Origin of the sequence: Candidatus Accumulibacter sp. ACC005, assembly GCF_907163215.1 — a bacterium.
Lineage (GTDB): Bacteria > Pseudomonadota > Gammaproteobacteria > Burkholderiales > Rhodocyclaceae > Accumulibacter > Accumulibacter regalis.
Map to the genome: position 1 here is coordinate 64,435 of NZ_CAJQUB010000008.1, position 18,366 is coordinate 82,800.

Consider the following 18,366-nt stretch of genomic DNA (forward strand, 5'->3'; position numbering starts at 1 on the left):
GGCGAATCTTCCGGGGAATTTCCTGGCGAAGATAGCAGGCCTGGCCCGGGGTCGGCAAGTCTGAAGCGTGCCGCCGCGTGTTGTCGCGGCTTGTCGGCTGGGCGAATCGGGCGGGGCCGCGAAAGTCACGCCGCCCGGATAAGTCATTTCCATTGCGGTAGAATCGCCCGTTCTTTTGCGGATGGACACGATGCCCACAGGAGTCATTGCTTCGCTGGACCACGAGGGGCGCGGGCTGATCGTGGTCGACGGCAAGACGGTCTTCATCGACGGCGCCCTGCCGGGGGAGCGCGTCGACTATGCCGTCTACCGCCGCAAGCCGACCTATGAGCAGGCGCGGACCTTGCGCGTCCTCGAGCCGTCGTCGGATCGCGTGCCTCCACGCTGTCCGCATTTCGGCGTTTGCGGTGGGTGCAGCATGCAGCATCTCGATAGCGCTGCGCAGGTGGCCGCCAAGCAGCGCTTGTTCGAGGACACCCTGCGCCATCTTGGCGAGATCAGGGCCGAGCAACTGTACGCGCCGATTCATGGTCCGGCGTGGGGGTATCGCTATCGCGCCCGCCTCTCGGTTCGCTTCGTGGCCAAGAAAGACGCCGTGCTGGTTGGCTTTCGCGAGCGCAAGGGCAGCTACGTTGCCGACATGGGACAGTGCGAGATTCTCCCGCCACAGCTGTCGGCGCTCTTGTTGCCGCTGCGCGAGTTGATCGGCGGACTTTCGATCCGCGATCGCCTGCCGCAAATCGAGGTGGCCGTCGGCGAGCGAGTGACGGCTCTCGTGCTGCGCGTTCTCGAAGCGCCGAGTGCCGATGACGAGATCCGGCTGCGCGACTTTGCCGACCGCCACGCGCTCGTCTTCTATCTGCAGCCGCAGGGGCCGGCGACCGCCTACCGCTTTCATCCGCCGGAGGGGCCGCCGCTTTCCTACCTGCTGCCCGACTTCGGCGTCGAGCATTTCTTCTCGCCAACCGAGTTCACGCAGGTCAATCACGCGATCAATCGCGTGCTCGTGCGGCGCGCGATGACTCTCCTCGAGCCACGGGCGGGCGAGCGCATCGGCGACATGTTCTGCGGCCTGGGCAACTTCACCCTGGCCATTGCGCGTTCGGGCGCGCAGGTTCTCGGGGTCGAGGGCAGCGCCGAACTCGTCGCCCGTGCGGCCGGGAATGCGGCCGCGAACGGCCTCGACGGACGCGTCGAGTACCGTGTCGCCAACCTGTTCGCAGCGACCACCGAGAGCGTCGCTGCCTTCGGGCGGCTGGACAAGATGCTCATCGATCCGCCGCGCGATGGCGCGCTGGAACTGGTCAAGTCGCTGTCCGCCGACGGCCCGCGCCGGATCGTCTACATCTCGTGCAGCCCGCCGAGCCTGGCACGCGACGCGGCGATCCTCGTCAGGCAGCAGGGCTACCGCTTGCGCGGCGCGGGCGTGGTCAACATGTTCCCCAACACCTCGCACGTCGAGTCGATCGCCCTATTCGAGCGCCCGCCAGTGTCGTGTTGAGAAGAATGGAACCGGCGAATTTCGGCGACGACTTGGTTTCAAGCGGCTGCCCGGCTTGCTGGAAGTTTCGTCGGAACTGCGCCGCCACAGCAGCCTGCACGTCATTGCGAGGAGGCGTAGCCGACGTGGCAATCCAGAGGTTCTGTTTTTCGCCTGGCTGATGTGGCGGACAAGCAGTCAGAGAATGGAACTGGATTGCCGCGTCGGCTACGCCTCCTCGCAATGACGGTGGCTGGGGAATGGTTGCACGGATTTGGCAACGCGGGCAGCGCTATGGGCCAGGCGAACTCCAGCCACCCTACGCTTTCACGCGGCCGTCAGCGTCGCTGAAAGTCTCATCAAGAATGCAGCCACCACACTAGCCGGTTGAGGGACCGGAAGCGGCTGCGCGGCGCCCGGCAGGCATGACGATCGCCGTCATGCCTGCCGCCGGCGTCTAGTGCACCATTGTCCAAGTGGTGTCGGGATTGAAGCTGCGCATCGCCCTTGCCGAACTCGCCGTGCCCTTGCCGAGATCCTTCTGATAGACGATTCCATTGTGATTGACGATGAAAGTCATCACTCCCGAGGCGCCGTACTTGGCCGGATAGGCGACAACGGCGAAGCCGCCGATCATCTTGTCGCCGACGAGGTAGCTGTATCCGCCATCGGGTGAGTTGCTGCCTTCTGCAGTAAGCATGCGATAGAGATAACCATGATAGGGCCTCGGCTCGTGGCGCCTGGCTTTCGACTGCTTGACGGCATAACCTTCGCCGGTGGCCTCGGCGATCAGTTCCCCCAGGGGGCTCGGCGGCTGGCCGTCGGCGACGGGCCAGTAAAGGCCATCGCGTTGCCCCTTGGTGGACACGAACTGGCGTGCGTAGTCGTTGAATCCGTTGCCGTCGGGATCGTCGCTGGCATAGTCACGCTGCGCATCGACGATCGCCAGCAGGGTCTGGACGGTATCCAGCTCGTTACGACCGATGCGCCGGTTGGTGATCTCCTCGCGGCCGGCTTCGGCGTCGAACGCCCAGCCGTCTTCCTGGCGCACCAGTGGTGCCGGGAAAGGCCAGTCGCTGTCCCCGACGAGCAGCACTGCCCTGCCGTCGGCCTCGTTGCTGATGCTGTGTTTCTGATCGTATTCGGCCAGGAATCGCTTCCAGTCTTCGCGGTCGGCGACGTTGTCGCCGCTGAACAGCCAACTGCCGGCGTTCGGGCCGACGACCGCCAGCAGCGCTTTCGGGTCCCCGCTGCGTACGGCTTCAGCGAGCGCCAGGGCGGCGTCGTCAGGCGTTGCAAAGGCGCTGTGGACCACCTGCGCGGCCGGTTTCGCCTTTGCCGTGGCGAGGGCGGCAGGCGCGGTGGCGACCCACACGGCGACCGCGAGCGTCGTGAGCGTGTGCTTGAGTACTTTCATCATCTTCTTCTCCGCAGAAAGGGGTGGGCAGGGCTGTTCAGCGACCACGTCCGCCACCTCCACCCCCACGTCCGCCGCCGCCGCGATGTCCGCCCCCGCCGCCTGCGCGACCGCCTCCGCTGCTCGCATGGCTCATCTGTGAGCGGCTGCTCTGGCCCCGCTGGCTGGCTTCGCGCGTCGAGTGGCCGTTGCCGGCACCGGAGAAGCCGCTACCCCTGGCGCTGCTCGTCGCGTTGCTGCGTGCGCTACCGCCGTCCATACGGTTGCCTGCCGACGCCCTGTCGCCCCCACCGTCCATGCGGTTGCCTGCCGACGCCCTGGCGTCCCCGCCGGCCATGCGGTCGCTGGCCGTTGCCCTTCCGCCACCGAAGCCATCGGGTCTGTCGCGCGTCCCCGCTTGAGCGCCACGGTTGGCGTTCTGCACGCGATCATTCAGCTGGCTGCGATCCATGCCCTTGAGTTCCGAGCGCCCGCTTTCGGCGCGGCCGCGGAAATTGTCCCGTGCCTGGGCGGCAGAGGCGTTGCCGCCGCGATTGTACTGGCGCGCCACGTTCTGATCGCGGTAGGCGACGCCGCGACGGTGCTGGACGTTGTGATTCCAGTTCCGGTTGCTGATGTTGGTGCGGTTGAACGAGTTGTAGCGATTGACGTTGATATCGACCGAGCCGCGGCCCCAACCCCAGTTGCAGGCTCCCCAGATTGCTGCGCCGACGAGAATGCCGGTGGCAAACGCCAGGCCGGGAGGATAGACGTAGGCCGGCGGATAGACGGTGTAGGGCGGCGTCGGGTACCACCAGCTACCGTAGACCACGCTCGGATTGTAGGTCGGGACGTAGACCACGTCCGGCTTCGGCGACTCGACGACATAGATCGTCTGGCTGCCCTGGGTCTCGGTCTTGACGACCTGCTGTTCGGTTGTCTTCAGGTTGCCGTTGGCGTCGGCCTTGGCGCGCAATGACTGCACGGTGTCCATCACCGCCGGCTGCTGGGCGAGGAAGGCGTCGCCCAGCTTTTGCGTCCAGCTCAGGTTTTCGTTCATCTGCTTGAGCACTTCGGGCACCGAAGTCAGCGACTTGACCGCTGGATCCCATTGCTGCCTGACCATTGCGTCTTCCAGCGCCTTGCCGGTGACCTTGGGGTTGGCCTTGGCCCAGCGGGCCGCTTCGACCACCTCCAGCGGATAGGTCGAGGCCATGAGGACTTGCGCGAGCAGCGCGTCCGGATAGAGCGCAATCGGTGCCAGCAGCCGGTCAAGGTCTTCCTGCGAGAACGTCTGCTGTGCCGGACTGGCTGACGCCGCCTGCGCCGGCGCCGCCGGCGCTTGCTGCGCCAGCGTCGGAGACACCGCAAACACGAGTGCCGTGAGCAGCGCGCAGGATCGGGAGGTTTTTTCGTTCATCAAGCATCCTCGGATTGAAAACAACGATTTACCAGCGAAGCGACAGGGGTCGAGTGGCACCGCGCCCGGGCCGGATACGGCCGACCAGGAAGTGACTACCGTGTCAGCATATCTGCTGCGAGCGTGGCTTGCCAAGTCGACTTTTCAGGTCTGCCGCGCTGAACAGCGACCAGACGCTGGCCGATCCGGAGCAGGCGCATGGCGCTCTCGCGAAGCGGATCACCGATTCGCCCGTTGCAGGCGTCGTCCAACCCGCTTCAGCAACAGCAGCAGATCATCGACGTAGGTGAATACCACCGGAATCACCAGCAGACTCAACACCGTCGAAGTCAGCAGCCCGCCGATCACGGCGATGGCCATCGGCGAGCGGAAGCTCGGCTCGGCGCCAATCCCCAGCGCGATCGGCGCCATTCCGGCGACCATGGCGATGGTGGTCATCAGGATCGGTTTGGCGCGCTTGTGGCAGGCGTCGATCAGCGCTTCGAAGCGGGCCATGCCGTGCTCGCGCCGGGCCATTACCGCGTACTCGACGAGCAGGATCGAGTTCTTGGTGACGATGCCCATCAGCATCAGGAGGCCGATCACCGACGGCATCGAGAAGCTGTTGTGGGTGACCAGCAGGGCGAAGAAGGCGCCGCCGACCGAGAGCGGCAGCGCAGCGAGGATGGTCGCCGGTTGCAGGAAGTCGTGAAAGAGCAGCACCAGGACGACGTAGATGCACAGCACGCCGATCAGCATCGCCGAGCCGAAACTGCCGAACAGTTCGGCCATGCGCTCGGCGTCGCCCGACGGCGGGCGGCTGATTCCCGGCGGCAGGCCCTTCAGCGCCGGCAGTTCGTTGGCTTCGGCGACGACCGCGCCGAGGTCGCGGCTACCGAGTTCGACGTCGATGGTCACGTTGCGCTGGCGGTCGAGGCGGTCGATCTGCGCCGGGCCGCTGCCCAGGCGGACGTCGGCGACGGTGTCGAGCGGCACGGCGCCCTTGTTGGCCGGTACGCGCAACTGGCGAACGGCGTCGAGATCCTGGCGTAGAGCCTCGTCGAGGCGGACGCGGATCGGAATCTGGCGCTGCGCAAGGTTGAGCTTGGGCAGGTTGGCGTCGTAGTCGCCGGCGGTGGCGACGCGGATGACGCCGGCCATGGCGGCGGCGGTGACGCCGAGGTCGGCGGCGCGGGCGAAGTCCGGCGTGATGTGGATCTCGGGACGCTGCAGGCTGGCGCCGGAAGTGACGTTGCCGATGCCCTTGAGCGTGCGCAGTTCGGAGGTGATCGACTGGCTGGCGAGGCGCAGCGCTTCCGGGTCCTCGCCGGCGAGCACCAGCTTGAGGTTTTCGCCGGTCTGGCCGGCGCCGACCGATATCCGGGCGCCGGGAAGGACGGCCATGCGCTGGCGAATGTCGGCTTCGACGGCGCTCTGCTTGGCGCGCTCGTGGCGCGAGACCAGGCTGACGTTCAGCGTCGCCTTGCGCACGTCGCTGCTGGCGCTGCCCGCGAACGGGCCGTCGTTGCCGCCCGAGCTGCGGCCGATGGCGCTGAAGACGCGCGTCACCTCGGGCATTTGTTCGAGCAGACGGCGCGCCTGGGCGGCGATGGCCCGCGTTTCGTCGAGCGTGCTGCCCGGCTGCAGTTCGATGCTCACCTTGGTCTGCGCGCGGTCGGCGGCCGGGACGAAGCCGGTCGGCAGCAGCGGCAGCAGCGCCAGCGAGCCGACGAAGAAGACGATCGCCGCCAGTGCCGTCGTCTTGCGGTGATGCAGGCACCAGCTGGCCGAGGCGAGGAAACGGGTCATCAGGCGACTGTCGGCTTCCTGTGCGCCGTGTGGCTTGAGGAAGTAGGCGGCCATCATCGGCGTCAGCAGGCGGGCGACGAGCAGCGAGGCAAGCACCGAGACCGCCGCGGTGATCCCGAACTGCTTGAAGAACTTGCCCGGCACACCGCCCATGAAGGCGGTCGGCAGGAAGACGGCGACCAGCGTGAAGGTGGTGGCGATGACCGCCAGGCCGATCTCGTCGGCCGCCTCGGTGGCCGCCTCGACCGGCGTCTTGCCCATGCGCAGGTGGCGGACGATGTTCTCGATCTCGACGATCGCGTCGTCGACCAGGATGCCGACGACCAGCGCCAGGGCCAGCAGGGTCAGCGTGTTGAGGCTGAAGTCGAAGAAGTACATCGCGGCGAAGGTGGGGATGATCGACAGCGGCAGCGCCGCCGCCGAGACCAGCGTCGCACGCCAGTCGCGCAGGAACCACCAGACGACCAGAATGGCCAGGAAGGCGCCTTCGTAGAGCAGTTCCATCGAGCCGTCGAAGTTGTCCTGCACCGGCGCGACGGTGTTGAAGGCCTCCTCGATGAGCACTTGCGGGTGCTTCGCCTGCAGCTGCGCGACCGCCTTGCGTACCGCATCGGCGACGGCCACTTCACTGGCGCCCCTGATGCGCGTGACTTCGAAGCTGACCACCGGCTGACCGTCGAGCAGGGTGATGCTGCTGCGTTCGGCAACCCCGTCGCGGACCCTGGCCACGTCGCCGAGGCGGACGCTGCGCCCGCCGGCGAGCGGAATCTCGAGCGCGGCGATGTCGGCAACGCTGCCGACCGCGGCCAGCGTGCGTACCGACTGGATGCCGCTGCCGATGTCGCCGCGGCCACCGGAGGCGTCCTGCTGCACCTGTCGCAGCACGTTCGAGACGTCGCCGGCGGTGACGCCCAGCGCGGCCAGGCGGGCGCTGTCGAGATCGACCTGCACTTCGCGATTGACACCGCCGATGCGGGCGACCTTGCCGACGCCCTTGACCGCCAGCATGGCCTTGGCGACGTCGTTGTCGACGAACCACGACAGCGCCTCTTCGTCCAGGCGCGTGGAGCGCAGTGCGTAGGTGAGGATGGCACTGCCCGAAGTGGTGACCTTGGAGACGACCGGGTCGCGCATCGCCGCCGGCAGGTCGGCGCGCACCGTGTCGATCGCGTTGCGCACCTCGTTGAGCGCCACCTCGGCGTTCTTGTCGATGTTGAAAGCGACCTTGATCGACGCCGAGCCATCGGTCAGCGTCGTGGTGATGTGCTCGATGCCGCCGAGCGAGGCGACCTGATCCTCGATCTTGCGCGCCACTTCGGTTTCCATCTGTGCCGGCGCGACGCCCTCGTAGGTGGCAGCGATGGTGATCGTCGGCAGTTCGATGTCCGGGAAATTCTGGATGCCCAGCGAGCGGAAGCTGCTGATGCCCAGGAAAGTCAGCAGGGCAAAGAGCAGCAGCGCCGGAACCGGGTTGCGGATCGACCACGCGGAAAAGTTCATTTCGCCGCCTGTGCCGGTCCTGCGCCCGGCGCGTCCGCGTTCCCCGCGGCCGGCGCTGCCGCTTCGATGCGCACCGCGTCGCCATCGTTCAGGAAGGCGCCGCCACTGACGACGATGCGCGCGTCGGCCGGCAGCGGGTCGAGGATTTCGACGTCGCCGCCCTGACGGCGACCCGGGTCGACCTTTATCTGGCGCACGATTTCCTGCGCGCCGACCTGGAAAACATAGCTGTGCCCGTCGCGCAGAATCACCGCCGACGATGGCAGCACACTGGCCGTCGTGCTGCCGGTGAGGATCTCGCCGCTGGCAAACATGCCCGCGCGGGCGGCACTGTCGGCGGGCAGGTCGACGTAGACCAGTGCCTTGCGCGTGGCGGGGTCGAGCGTCGGCGCCAGCATGCGTATACTGCCGTCGAGCTGCGCGCCATTGGCCAGGCGAAGTTGGGCCTTCTGCCCCGGCGCGAGGCGTGCCAGCTGCTCGGCAGACACTTCGGCGCGCCACTCGAGGCGATTGCCGCGCAGCATGCGAAACAGCTCGTTGCCGGCTTGCACGACACTGCCCAGCGTTGCGCTGCGACTGCTGATCACGCCATCGTCAGGAGCGACGATGCGCGTCTGCGCGAGGCGGACGCGTTCGCTCCTGAGCGCTGCCGCGGCTGCGGCGACGGATGCTTTCGCGCTCTGTTCGGCGCTCAGGTACTGGTTGATCAGCTGCTCGGACATCGCCCCGCTGCCCTTGACCCGGCGCGCGCGGTCGCCATTCGCCGTCGCTTCGGCGACGGCGGCCCTGGCCTTCGCAAGGTTCGCCTCCTGCTGAGCCAGGCTGGCTTCGACGCTGTCGCGCGAGAGTTCGGCGAGCAACTGGCCGGCGCGAACGACGCTGCCGACATCCGCTGCGAGCTTGACGACGCGCAGGCCGCTGGTCTCGGCGGCGATTACGGCTTCCTGCCACGGGAAGATGCCGCCGCTGACGCTGAGCTGCTGTGACCAGGTCGCCCGTTGCGGGTGTACGGTGCTCACCGCCAGCGCGGTACGTCTTGTCGGAGGCGTCGCGGTGGCCGCCTTGGCGTCGCTGCTCCTGGCGCCGTCGGCGCCGCGAGAAGCGAAATGGAAGGCCGCGAAAGCGCCGCCGAGCACGAGTACGGCGGCGATCAGGATGAGAAGCAGGCGAATCCTGGCGCTGGAGGCGGCGGGGGTCGGGGAGGGGGTCGGGGTGGGCATCGGTGAGAGGATCGGTTTTCAGGGGGACTGGCGTTGGGCGGCTGCGCGGCGGTCGTTGGCAAAGGCCTTGTGCCGCGGCCAGGGCTCTTGCCGGTTGCCTGGCGTCCTGGCCCGCTGCTGGCTGGTCGGGCCGCTGTCAAGCTCGGACAGCGATGGCGTTCGTGGACATCAGGCCGACATTATCGCCACTGCCAGGTTAACTGCCGTCGCCGTTTGCAAAGACAGGTAAAGACGCGGCGGCGAAAAATCTCGGTTGCGCGGAGCGCGGCGCGTGCGAGGTCGCGCCAGCGCCCACCGCTGCGCCGGCTCAGCCGCTGTTGCGCAGTCCGGCCGCGATACCGTTGATGGTGATCAGGCTGCCGCGCTTGAGGCGGATGTCGTCGTCGCCGGCGCGCAGTCGGTGCAGGAGCTCGACCTGCAGGTGGTTGAGCAGGTCGATGTACGGAAAGCGGTTACGCATCGAGCGCTGCAGCAGCGGGTTGTCGGCGAGCAGTTCGTCCTGGCCGTTGATGGCCAGTAGGGCTTCGCGCGTGGCCTGCCATTCCTCGCTGATGCGCGCGAAGATGCTGCTGCGCAATTCGGCATCGCTGACCAGCTCGGCGTAACGCGAGGCGATGGCCAGGTCGGACTTGGCGAGCACCATGTCCATGTTCGACAGCAGGGTGCGGAAGAAGGGCCAGTCGCGGTGCATCTCCTGCAGCAGTGGCAGGGCGTCGGGGCGTTGCGCGCGCCAGCGCTTGACGGCGCTGCCGAAGCCGTACCAGCCGGGCAGCATCAGCCGGCATTGCGCCCAGGAGAAGACCCAGGGAATCGCGCGCAGGTCTTCGATTCGGTCGGAGGCGGTGCGCGCGGCCGGCCGGCTGCCGATGTTCAGCGTCGCGATTTCGAGGATCGGCGTCGATTCGCGGAAGTAGCGGGTGAAGCCGGGCGTTTCGTAAACGAGCTGGCGGTAGGCCTGGAAAGCCAGCGTCGAGAGCTCTTCCATGGCCTGGTGAAAAGCGGCGGTCGGCAGATCGTCGCGGTCGATCCCGAGCAAGGTTTCTTCGAGCGTCGCGGCGGCGAGAATTTCGAGGTTGCGGCGGCCGACTTCCGGGTTGGCGTACTTCGAGGCGATCACTTCGCCCTGCTCGGTGATCCGGATCTGGCCGGCGACGGCTCCCGGTGGTTGCGCCAGGATGGCGTCGTAGCTCGGACCGCCGCCACGCCCGACGCTGCCGCCACGGCCGTGGAACAGGCGCAGGCGGATGGCGTGCTCGGCAAAGGTCGCGGTCAGGCCGATTTCGGCCTTGTACAGTTCCCAGCCGGAGGTCAGGAAGCCGCCGTCCTTGTTGCTGTCCGAATAGCCGAGCATGACCTCGTGTTCGTCGCCGCGCGCGGCGACCAGCGCGCGGTAGGCGGGCAGTGCGAAGAGTTGTTGCATCACTGCCGGTGCGCGCTGCAGGTCGTCAATGGTTTCGAACAGCGGGATGATGTTCAGTGCCAGTTTCGGCGCTTCTCCGGGCACCAGCAGGCCGGCTTCCTTGAGCAGCAGGGCGACTTCGAGGAGATCGGAGACGCCGTCGGTTTTCGAGATGATGCAGTTCGGCAAGGCGGTGGCGCCGTAGCGCTGGCGCAGCTCGCGAGCGGCGAAGAAGATCGCCAGTTCGCCCCGCGTTTCGGGCGAGTAGTCGATGTACGGCGAGTAGAGCGGCCGCGGGCTGGCAATTTCGTCGCTCAGCAGGGCGATCCGTGCCGGCTCGTCGAGGGCGGAGTAGTCGGCGCAGCGCTGTGTCCGCGCCAGCAGTTCGCCGACCGTGCGCGCGTGCACCTCGGAATTCTGGCGCAGATCGATCGGTGCGAGATGAAAGCCGAAGACGCCGATGGCCCGCACCAGGCTGCGCAGGCGGCCAGCGGCGATCAGTTCGGCGCCGTTGGCGATCAGCGAATCGACCAATACCTGCAGGTCGGCGACGATCTCTTCGGGTGTCGCGTAGGCGTCGGCGACACCGACGGCGTGCTCCGGCGATTCGTGCTGGTCGAGCGTGCTGGAGGTTGCCGCCAGGCGCGCGTAGATGCCCGTCAGCGCCCGCCGGTAGGGCTCGTCGAGGCGCTGCGGCGCGCTATCCGGCGAAGCTTCGGCGAGCGCTGCGAGGGCCTCGGAGACATCGACCAGGGTATGCGACAGCGGCAGCTCGCGACCGAGCGCGTGGATTTCGCCGAGATAGAAGTCGAAAGCGGCGATCGACTGCCGGCGCACGCTTTCACGCAGCACTTCGGCGGTGACGAAGGGATTGCCGTCGCGGTCGCCACCGATCCACGAGCCGACGCGGAAAAAGTTGGGCAGCGCCCAGCGCTGGCCAGGGAAGGCCTGCCTGAGCTGGTCTTCGAACTGGCAGTAGAGGCGGGGCAGCTCGACGAAAAAAGTCTCGTCGAAATAGCTGATCCCGTTCTTCACCTCGTCGATCACCGCCAGGCGCGTCGAACGCACCATGCGCGTCCGCCACAGCGTCAGCACGGCACGGCGCAGCGCGACCTCGTTGTCGGCGAGTTCGCCCGGCGTCAGGCGTTGCCGGTCGCGGTCGTCGAGCAGGCCCCTGACCTCGTGTTGACAGAAGAGGATGCTCTTGCGACTGACTTCGGTCGGATGCGCGGTGAGCACCGGCGAGATCAACGCCTGTTCGAGGCAGGCGCGCAGCCCTTCGCCGCTGACGCCGGCGGCCTGCAGCCGCGTCAGCGCCAGTTCCAGGCTGCCGTCGCGTGCCGGCGAGCCGATCATCTCGTGCGCTCGGCGGCGGCGGACGTGGTGCTCGTCCTCGGCGATGTTGGCGAGATGCAGGAAATAGGTGAACGAGCGGATGACGGCCAGCATCGTATCGCGTGGCAGTTCGGCGAGGATTTTCTCCAGCTCGGCGCGGGCGCCTTCGTCGAGATCGCGAGCGAAGCGCACCGAGTTCTGGCGGATGCGTTCGACGACATCGAAGACCTCGCCACCCTCCTGCTGACCGACCGTGTCGCCGAGAATTCGGCCGAGCAGCCGGATGTCCTCGCGCAGGGGAAGGTCCTTGTCGGTTTCGGTGGCGGTCGTATCCATTGAATCCAGCAAACTCATGTGTTGATGCTCTTCCGTTGAGGAGGGCGGTCGGGGGAAGGCCGGCGGCCCTGCCCGGACAGGCCGCAGCAGGCGATTATAGGTCTTCCTGCTCCTCAGCTGCGTTCGCCGACCATTCCCGGATCTGATCGATGGTCGCCGTCGCGCCGCCGCAGACGATGAATGCCACTCTGGCAAAGCCGGCAAGTACTGGCGAGCCTGCATAAGCCAGCGCCAGGCCGGCGCCACAAGCTGGCTCGACGAGCAGCCGGTGGTCGGCGAGAAAGCGCTCGCAGGCGTCGAGCGCAGCGTGGTCGGAGACGACGACGCTGTGGATCGGGTGCTCTGTCGACCATTGAAACGCGCGCTCGCAAACGCGTTTGGCGCCGAGAGACGTGGCGACGCTGCTGATGGCTTCGAGTTCGACCCTTTGACCGGCCAGTAGCGAGCGATTGAACGACGCCGCGCCGGCGGTCTCGACGGCGATCACCGGGACCCGCCCGAGACCGTTGCGATGCAGGCCTTCGATGACCCCGCAGAGCAGGCCGCCGCCGCCAACCGAGAGGACCACGGCATCGGGAGCGGGCATCGAGCGCGCAAGCTCGTCGACCATGGTGGCATGGCCGTGCCACAGCAGGGGGTCGTCGAAGGGGTGGAGAAAGGCGTCCGATTCCTCGATCATCGACAGCGCCAGGACATTGGCTTCGTGCCAGGAGGCGCCGTGGACGATGATCTTGGCAGCCTCCTGCCGTAGGAGCTCCCTGGCTCTCGCGGAAGTGGTTTCCGGCACCACCACGGTGACCGGGGTCGCCAGGCGGCGGCCCGCATAGGCAACCGCCAGGCCGGCATTGCCGCCGGATGAGGACACGAAGCGCCGCGCGCCTCGTCGGCTGTACTCCTCGCAGGCCGCACCGATGCCGCGAATCTTGAACGATCCGGGTGGCTGCAGCGCTTCCAGCTTGAGCCAGACGGAACAATGGCCAGCGCTGCTCAGCGAGCGCGATTCGATGAGCGGGGTTTCAATGTGCAGGGGCATTCTGGTCGTGGCCTTCCCGGGTGATCAGCCACCGATGATAAGCAGCCGCTAGGACAATGGGCAAGAAAGCATGCCCGCCGCGCTCGGCCAATTCTTGCCATCCTTCGCCGCTATTTGATCTACCATGCTGGGTGAGTGGCTTTGCCCCTCACCCGCGCTACTTTCGCAAGTCGTTGTTGTTGTCTGATAACTTGAACTTGATAAGGAGAGTTTCGATGTTACGTCAACTAGCCATAGCCTCAGCAGTAGCAGTCTTCTCCTCCGCTGGTGCCGCATGGGCAGCAGAATACGGTACTCCCGCCGAAGCCAAGGCCATGCTCCAAAAAGCGGTTGCCGCGGTGAATGCCGACAAGGCTCAGGCGCTCGCGATGTTTACCAAGGGCGAGGGCGGTTTCAAGGACCGGGACCTTTACCCCTATTGCGGCGGGCCTGACGGAAACTTCACCGCCCATCCGTCCCTTGTCGGCAAGAGCCTGAAAGACCTCAAGGACAAGGCCGGCAAGCCGTTGGGCGTCGAGGTCTACGCTGCCGCCAAGGACGGCGTGATCGTCGAGGTTTCGTACATGTGGCCACGTCCCGGCCAGACCGATCCGGTGAACAAGGTGGTCTACGTGACCAAGGTCGGCGACCAGGTCTGCGCGGTCGGCTATTACAAGTAAGTTCCGCGAAGCCGGACCGGGGGCTGGCGGTCATCAATGGGCTAGCGCCGCGACCGGTGTGACGAGAAAAACCCCGCCGTAGCGGGGTTTTTTGCGATTGCCGCGCCGCTCGTCAGCGGCGGGCCGGATGCAGGCAATCCTGAGCGGCTTGGTCAGGATGCCCGACCTCAGGAGGTCAATACACTTCGGGAATGAAAGTCTGATCCGACATCGGCGGGCGTACGTAGCCAATTTCTTCCTGTCGGGGCGGCAGGACGATTGGCTCGGGGGTGAGATCCTCGTAGTCGATCATGTTCAGTAGGTGCGTGATCACGTTCAGGCGGGCGCGCTTCTTGTCGTCGCCATCGACGACGTACCAGGGCGCCTGCTTGATGTCGGTGTGCGCGAACATATTGTCCTTGGCGCGCGAGTACTCGACCCAGCGCGCGCGCGATTGCAGGTCCATCGGGCTGAGCTTCCAGTGCTTTTCCGGATGGAAAATGCGTTTCTGGAAACGGCGCTCCTGCTCTTCGTTGCTGACCGAGAACCAGTACTTGATGAGGATGATGCCGCTGCGCACGAGCATACGTTCGAACTCCGGGCAGCTGCGCAGAAACTCACGGTATTCCTCGTCGGTGCAGAAGCCCATCACCCGTTCGACGCCCGCCCGGTTGTACCAGCTGCGGTCGAAGAGCACCATTTCGCCGCCGGCGGGAAGGTGCTGCACGTAGCGCTGGAAATACCACTGGCCGGTTTCCCGGTCGGTCGGCGCCGGCAGAGCGGCGACACGGGTGACCCGTGGGCTGAGGCTTTCGGTGATGCGCTTGATCGTACCGCCCTTGCCGGCGGCGTCGCGTCCTTCGAACAGGACGACGACTTTCAGCTTCTTGAACTTGATCCATTCCTGCAGCTTGACGAGTTCGACCTGCAGCTTCGCCAGGGCTTTCTCGTAGTGCTTCGTCTTCAGCGGCGTCTTGCGCGCGCTCTTGACACTTTCCACTTCCTTGGTCGCCGCAGCGGCTGGCTCGGGCTTCTGCGCGGCGGGCTTTGCTTTGGCTGTCTTCACTGCTTTCTCCTCCTTAGCCTTTTCCGGCGCCTTCTTGGCTTCTTCTTTTTTGACGGGCACCTTCGCCGCTGGCTTTGCTGCGGCCTTGGCCGGGGGGCTTGCCGGAGGCGCGGCCTGTTCCACGGTCACGCCTTTGGTGTCGGCTAGATCGCTCGCGGGTGCGACCTCTGTTTGCTCGGTATTGACTTCACTCATTGATGCCTCCTTGGTGTGGCTAAAAAGCGGATAGGGGTTGAAAGTGTTTCCTGGCAAGGGCGCGGCAGTTTATGGAAATGTTGTATTCCATTGCTGGTGACGCTGCAACCGGACAATCTCGGGCGGCGCGAACGGCTGCGTCCACTACGTTCCACATGGTGTGGGTGAGCGGATCAAGGCTCCAGGTACGAACGCGACGCCGGGAGACCGCGCCGAGTGCCGATGCCGGCCCACTGCAGGAGCAAGCGGCGACCAGGTTCTCGTTGCCCTGAAGATCGGACAATTCAACGCGATCTTGAATTGCTGGCATGTTTCATTTCCTCGTTGCGCCTGAATGGGCCGCGGCCGGCAATTATCATGCATTTTTCTGCAGAGATGAACATTGTGGCGCACGAAACGTGCGATTTGATTCGAGAACTACAAATAGCGTGGGTTCCCTGTTGCCCGATGGCCGCCTCGGCGCCGAGAACGCTTGCGACCCGGGCAGTTTTTCCGGCCGCTCCGGTGGGCAATGGCGGGCCTTCACCCGAGGGCCGCAGCCGTGCGCTGCGTATCGTGGCGCTGCGGTCGACGCTTCGGCACAAAAAACGAGCGCCAGCTGGGCTGGCGCTCGTCAATGTTTTAGCGACGTCCGGGGTGTCGGTCGGCGCCGTGCTCAGGCCTGCTTTCTCTGCGGCGGCGGCGCGAATGCCTTGCCCGCGTCGGCGAACAAGTTGCCGGAAAAGGTGCTCTAGATGACGCCCGGCCCTCAGGAGGCCAGTTTGGCGAAGGCTTCGATGACCGCAGGCGGGGCCTGGACCATTTCGATCAGTACGCCTTCGCCACCGATCGGGAACTCGTCATTGGCTTTCGGATGCATGAAGGTGATGTCGAAGCCGGCGGCTCCCTTGCGGATTCCGCCCGGTGCGAAGCGCACGCCGTTGGCCGAAAGCCATTCGACCGCCTTCGGCAGGTCGTCGATCCACAGACCGATGTGGTTGAGTGGCGTCACATGGACGGCGGGTTTCTTTTCCGGGTCGACCGGTTGCATCAGGTCGACTTCGACCTTGAACGGGCCGGAGCCGATCGCGGCGATGTCTTCGTCGACGTTCTCGCGTTCGCTGACGAAGTTGCCGGTGATTTCCAGGCCAAGCATGTCGATCCACAACTTGCGCAGTTTCATCTTGTCAGGGGCGCCGATGGCGATTTGCTGGATACCGAGGACTTTGAAGGGACGTTGGCTCATAGGGGCTTCTTTCTCTGTAGCGGAAGGGAAAAAGCGCTCGCTTCGCGACTTCAGTCGCGAGCAGAGCGACGTATGGCGGTGGCTGCTGCAATCTCGCCACTGCGGGAAAACGCTTCGACATTCTCTTCGATGGTATCAGGGTCGTAGACATAATTCACCATCATCCCGTAGGACTGATGGCTGCCGCGTGACGAGGTATCGGCCAGATAGTTGAGGCGTTCGATGTGCGCACCGTTGCCGAGGTGAAAGCGGGCGACGGGGTCATAGGGCTGGTCGCCTTTGCGGGCCGCCAGAAGATAGCGCGCGGCGAGGCGTGTCAGGCCGCTCCGCAGGGCGCTGGACAACTGCTCGTCAGCCGCCCAGTTGTGCGCGGAAAGCAGCGATGCAAGATCGCCAGCGCTGGCAACGGGGGCCATCTCCGGTGGCAGCCGCCGTTTGATCTTCGCCAGGTCCGAATCGGTGAAGGCTTTTGGCCAGGCCTCCGGATTGCTCTCGGCCCAGCGTCTGAAGGTGGGCAGAGGCGAAAGCGTCGCAAAGCTGGTCAGGCGCGGGTAATCGCGCTTCAGATCGTCGACCACGCGCTTGAGCAGGAAATTGCCGAACGACACGCCACGCAGTCCAGGCTGGGTGTTGGAGATCGAATAGAAGATCGCTGTACTGGCACGCTGCGCGTCAAATACCGGCGCATGTTCGTCGAGGAGTGCCTGGACGTTGTCAGCGAGGTGTTCGGTCAGCGCGACCTCGACAAAGATCAGCGGTTCCATCGGCATGCGCGGGTGAAAGAACGCGTAGCAGCGGCGATCGGAATCGAGTCGGTTTTTCAGGTCGCTCCACGAGCGGATTTCATGCACGGCCTCGTACTGGATCAGCTTTTCCAGTAGTGCGGCCGGCGAATTCCAGGTGATGCGCTGCAGTTCGAGAAAGCCGACGTCGAACCAGGCGCTCAGGCGGGACTCGAGCTCTCGGTCCAGTGAGCGCAGGGCGGGATCCTTGTCCAGCAGGCGCAGCAGGTCGGCGCGCAGATCGACGAGAAACTTGACACCCTGCGGCAGGGCGTTGAACTGCGTGAGGATGCGTAGTCGCGACGAGCGCATGGCCTTGCGCAGGGCCGATTCGGCCGTCCACTGCCGGTCGGTACCGACCGCCGCCTGGTAGTCGGCGTGCGCCTTGGCAACCGATTCCGGGTCGGGGCCGAAGTCGTTGGCGATCGTGCTCAGGAAGGTGGTGCGGCCGTCGTCATTGAGGTGCTGGTAGGTTTCAGCGAGCAGGGCGGCGCGCTGGCGAACCGAGACTTCGCCGCCAACACCTCCGGCGCACTCGCGCAGCAGATCGCGAACGCGTCCCAGGTGTTTGCCTTCCAGCTCGAGTGGGCCGGGACTCTCGAGCAGCTTGCGCACCCGGCGCAGCCCACGGACAACGAAGCCCTCTGACATTCTTTTCTCCTTCGTCCCGCGGCAGGTGGCGCGTCCAACTCAGATGCGTTGGCGATGGGCGAGAACGACCAAAAGCAGACCGCACAGAATCATCGGCAGCGACAGCCACTGCCCCATGCTGACCGTAAACGACAAGCCAAGGATACCATCATCGGGAGACCGGAAATACTCGGCAAGCCAGCGCAGGCTGCCGTAGCCGATGAGAAAAACCCCCGAAACGGCGCCGCGTGGTCGCGCTCGCGTCGAGTACAGCCAAAGCACCACGAACAGCGCCACGCCTTCGAGGCTCGCCTGATAGAGCTGCGAGGGGTGGCGTGGCAAGTTATCGACCCAGGGAAAGACCATCGCCCAGGGCAGCGACGGGTCCGCCACACGGCCCCACAGCTCGCCATTGATGAAGTTGCCGATGCGTCCGGTGGCCAGACCGAGCGGTACCAGCGGGGCAATGAAATCCGTAATGTCGAACCAGGTCCTGCCGATCTTGCGTGCGTACAGGCCCATCGCGACGAGGACACCGAGGAAGCCGCCATGGAAGGACATGCCACCCCGCCAGACGGCGAGTACCTCCAGCGGATGGTCAAGGTAGTAGCCCGGCTGATAGAAGAGAACCTCACCCAGACGACCGCCAAAGATCACGCCGAGAACGCCATAGAAGAGCAGATCGTCAAGCTGGCGCACCGTCCAGCCGCTGGCCGAAAGCTGCGCATGGTGCAGAATGCGGTAACGACCCAGGCACCAGAACTGCAGGAAGGCTGCCAGGTACATCAGTCCGTACCAGTGCACTTTCAGCGGGCCGAGCGAAAGCGCGACGGGGTCGAACTGGGGATGGGTCAACACGGTACGAGGACTCCGAGGCTTTCGGATAGAATCCGCATTATATCGCGCCACCCCCGGGCGCGTTC

Annotated in this window: 12 protein-coding genes; 2 read left to right on the plus strand and 10 right to left on the minus strand. The window is 65.6% G+C overall.

Annotation, left to right across the window (positions count from 1 at the left end):
- Positions 1-190 precede the first annotated feature (190 nt).
- Entirely contained in the window at positions 191-1,501 is a 1,311-nt protein-coding gene (gene rlmD, locus QZ613_RS10480) for a 23S rRNA (uracil(1939)-C(5))-methyltransferase RlmD (RefSeq protein WP_291866353.1), read from the plus strand.
- 436 nt (positions 1,502-1,937) lie between these two features.
- Here rlmD and QZ613_RS10485 read toward each other — a convergent pair whose 3' ends face one another.
- From QZ613_RS10485 to QZ613_RS10510, 6 genes are all read right to left on the minus strand, one after another.
- The gene (locus QZ613_RS10485; protein ID WP_291982310.1) at positions 1,938-2,900 is read right to left on the minus strand and encodes a DUF2950 domain-containing protein; all 963 of its coding nucleotides are present in this window, start codon (positions 2,898-2,900) and stop codon (positions 1,938-1,940) included.
- Positions 2,901-2,934: 34 nt separating this feature from the next.
- Positions 2,935-4,296, minus strand: coding sequence for a DUF3300 domain-containing protein (locus tag QZ613_RS10490; RefSeq protein WP_291982312.1), 1,362 nt, complete (start codon positions 4,294-4,296; stop codon positions 2,935-2,937).
- 219 nt (positions 4,297-4,515) lie between these two features.
- On the minus strand, positions 4,516-7,584 hold the full coding sequence (locus QZ613_RS10495) for an efflux RND transporter permease subunit (protein WP_291982314.1): 3,069 nt from the start codon (positions 7,582-7,584) through the stop codon (positions 4,516-4,518).
- Positions 7,581-8,804: an efflux RND transporter periplasmic adaptor subunit gene (locus QZ613_RS10500; RefSeq protein ID WP_291982316.1), complete on the minus strand. Its 1,224-nt coding sequence runs from the start codon at positions 8,802-8,804 to the stop codon at positions 7,581-7,583. The genes QZ613_RS10495 and QZ613_RS10500 overlap by 4 nt, the downstream gene beginning before the upstream one ends.
- A gap of 307 nt (positions 8,805-9,111) precedes the next feature.
- The gene (gene ppc, locus QZ613_RS10505) at positions 9,112-11,892 is read right to left on the minus strand and encodes a phosphoenolpyruvate carboxylase (protein WP_291982318.1); all 2,781 of its coding nucleotides are present in this window, start codon (positions 11,890-11,892) and stop codon (positions 9,112-9,114) included.
- Between the two features lie 76 nt (positions 11,893-11,968).
- A complete protein-coding gene (locus tag QZ613_RS10510) occupies positions 11,969-12,907 on the minus strand; it encodes a pyridoxal-phosphate dependent enzyme (protein WP_291982320.1) in 939 nt (312 codons plus the stop codon).
- 215 nt (positions 12,908-13,122) lie between these two features.
- Here QZ613_RS10510 and QZ613_RS10515 point away from each other — a divergent pair, with 215 nt between their 5' ends.
- Positions 13,123-13,566 (plus strand): cache domain-containing protein, encoded by a 444-nt coding sequence (locus tag QZ613_RS10515; protein WP_043563204.1) that lies wholly within the window; start codon positions 13,123-13,125, stop codon positions 13,564-13,566.
- Positions 13,567-13,741: 175 nt separating this feature from the next.
- Here QZ613_RS10515 and ppk2 read toward each other — a convergent pair whose 3' ends face one another.
- The 4 genes from ppk2 to lgt form a co-directional block, all read right to left on the minus strand.
- Complete coding sequence (gene ppk2 / locus QZ613_RS10520) at positions 13,742-14,545, minus strand: polyphosphate kinase 2 (RefSeq protein WP_043563348.1); 804 nt, start codon at positions 14,543-14,545, stop codon at positions 13,742-13,744.
- 1,009 nt (positions 14,546-15,554) lie between these two features.
- Positions 15,555-16,031, minus strand: coding sequence for a VOC family protein (locus QZ613_RS10525; RefSeq protein WP_042330078.1), 477 nt, complete (start codon positions 16,029-16,031; stop codon positions 15,555-15,557).
- Positions 16,032-16,081: 50 nt separating this feature from the next.
- Positions 16,082-17,464 carry a malonyl-CoA decarboxylase gene (locus QZ613_RS10530; protein ID WP_291982322.1) on the minus strand — a complete coding sequence of 461 codons (1,383 nt, stop codon included), beginning with the start codon at positions 17,462-17,464 and terminating at the stop codon, positions 16,082-16,084.
- 39 nt (positions 17,465-17,503) lie between these two features.
- Positions 17,504-18,301, minus strand: a complete 798-nt coding sequence (gene lgt / locus QZ613_RS10535) for a prolipoprotein diacylglyceryl transferase (protein WP_291982324.1) — start codon at positions 18,299-18,301, stop codon at positions 17,504-17,506.
- Between the last annotated feature and the right edge of the window lie 65 nt (positions 18,302-18,366).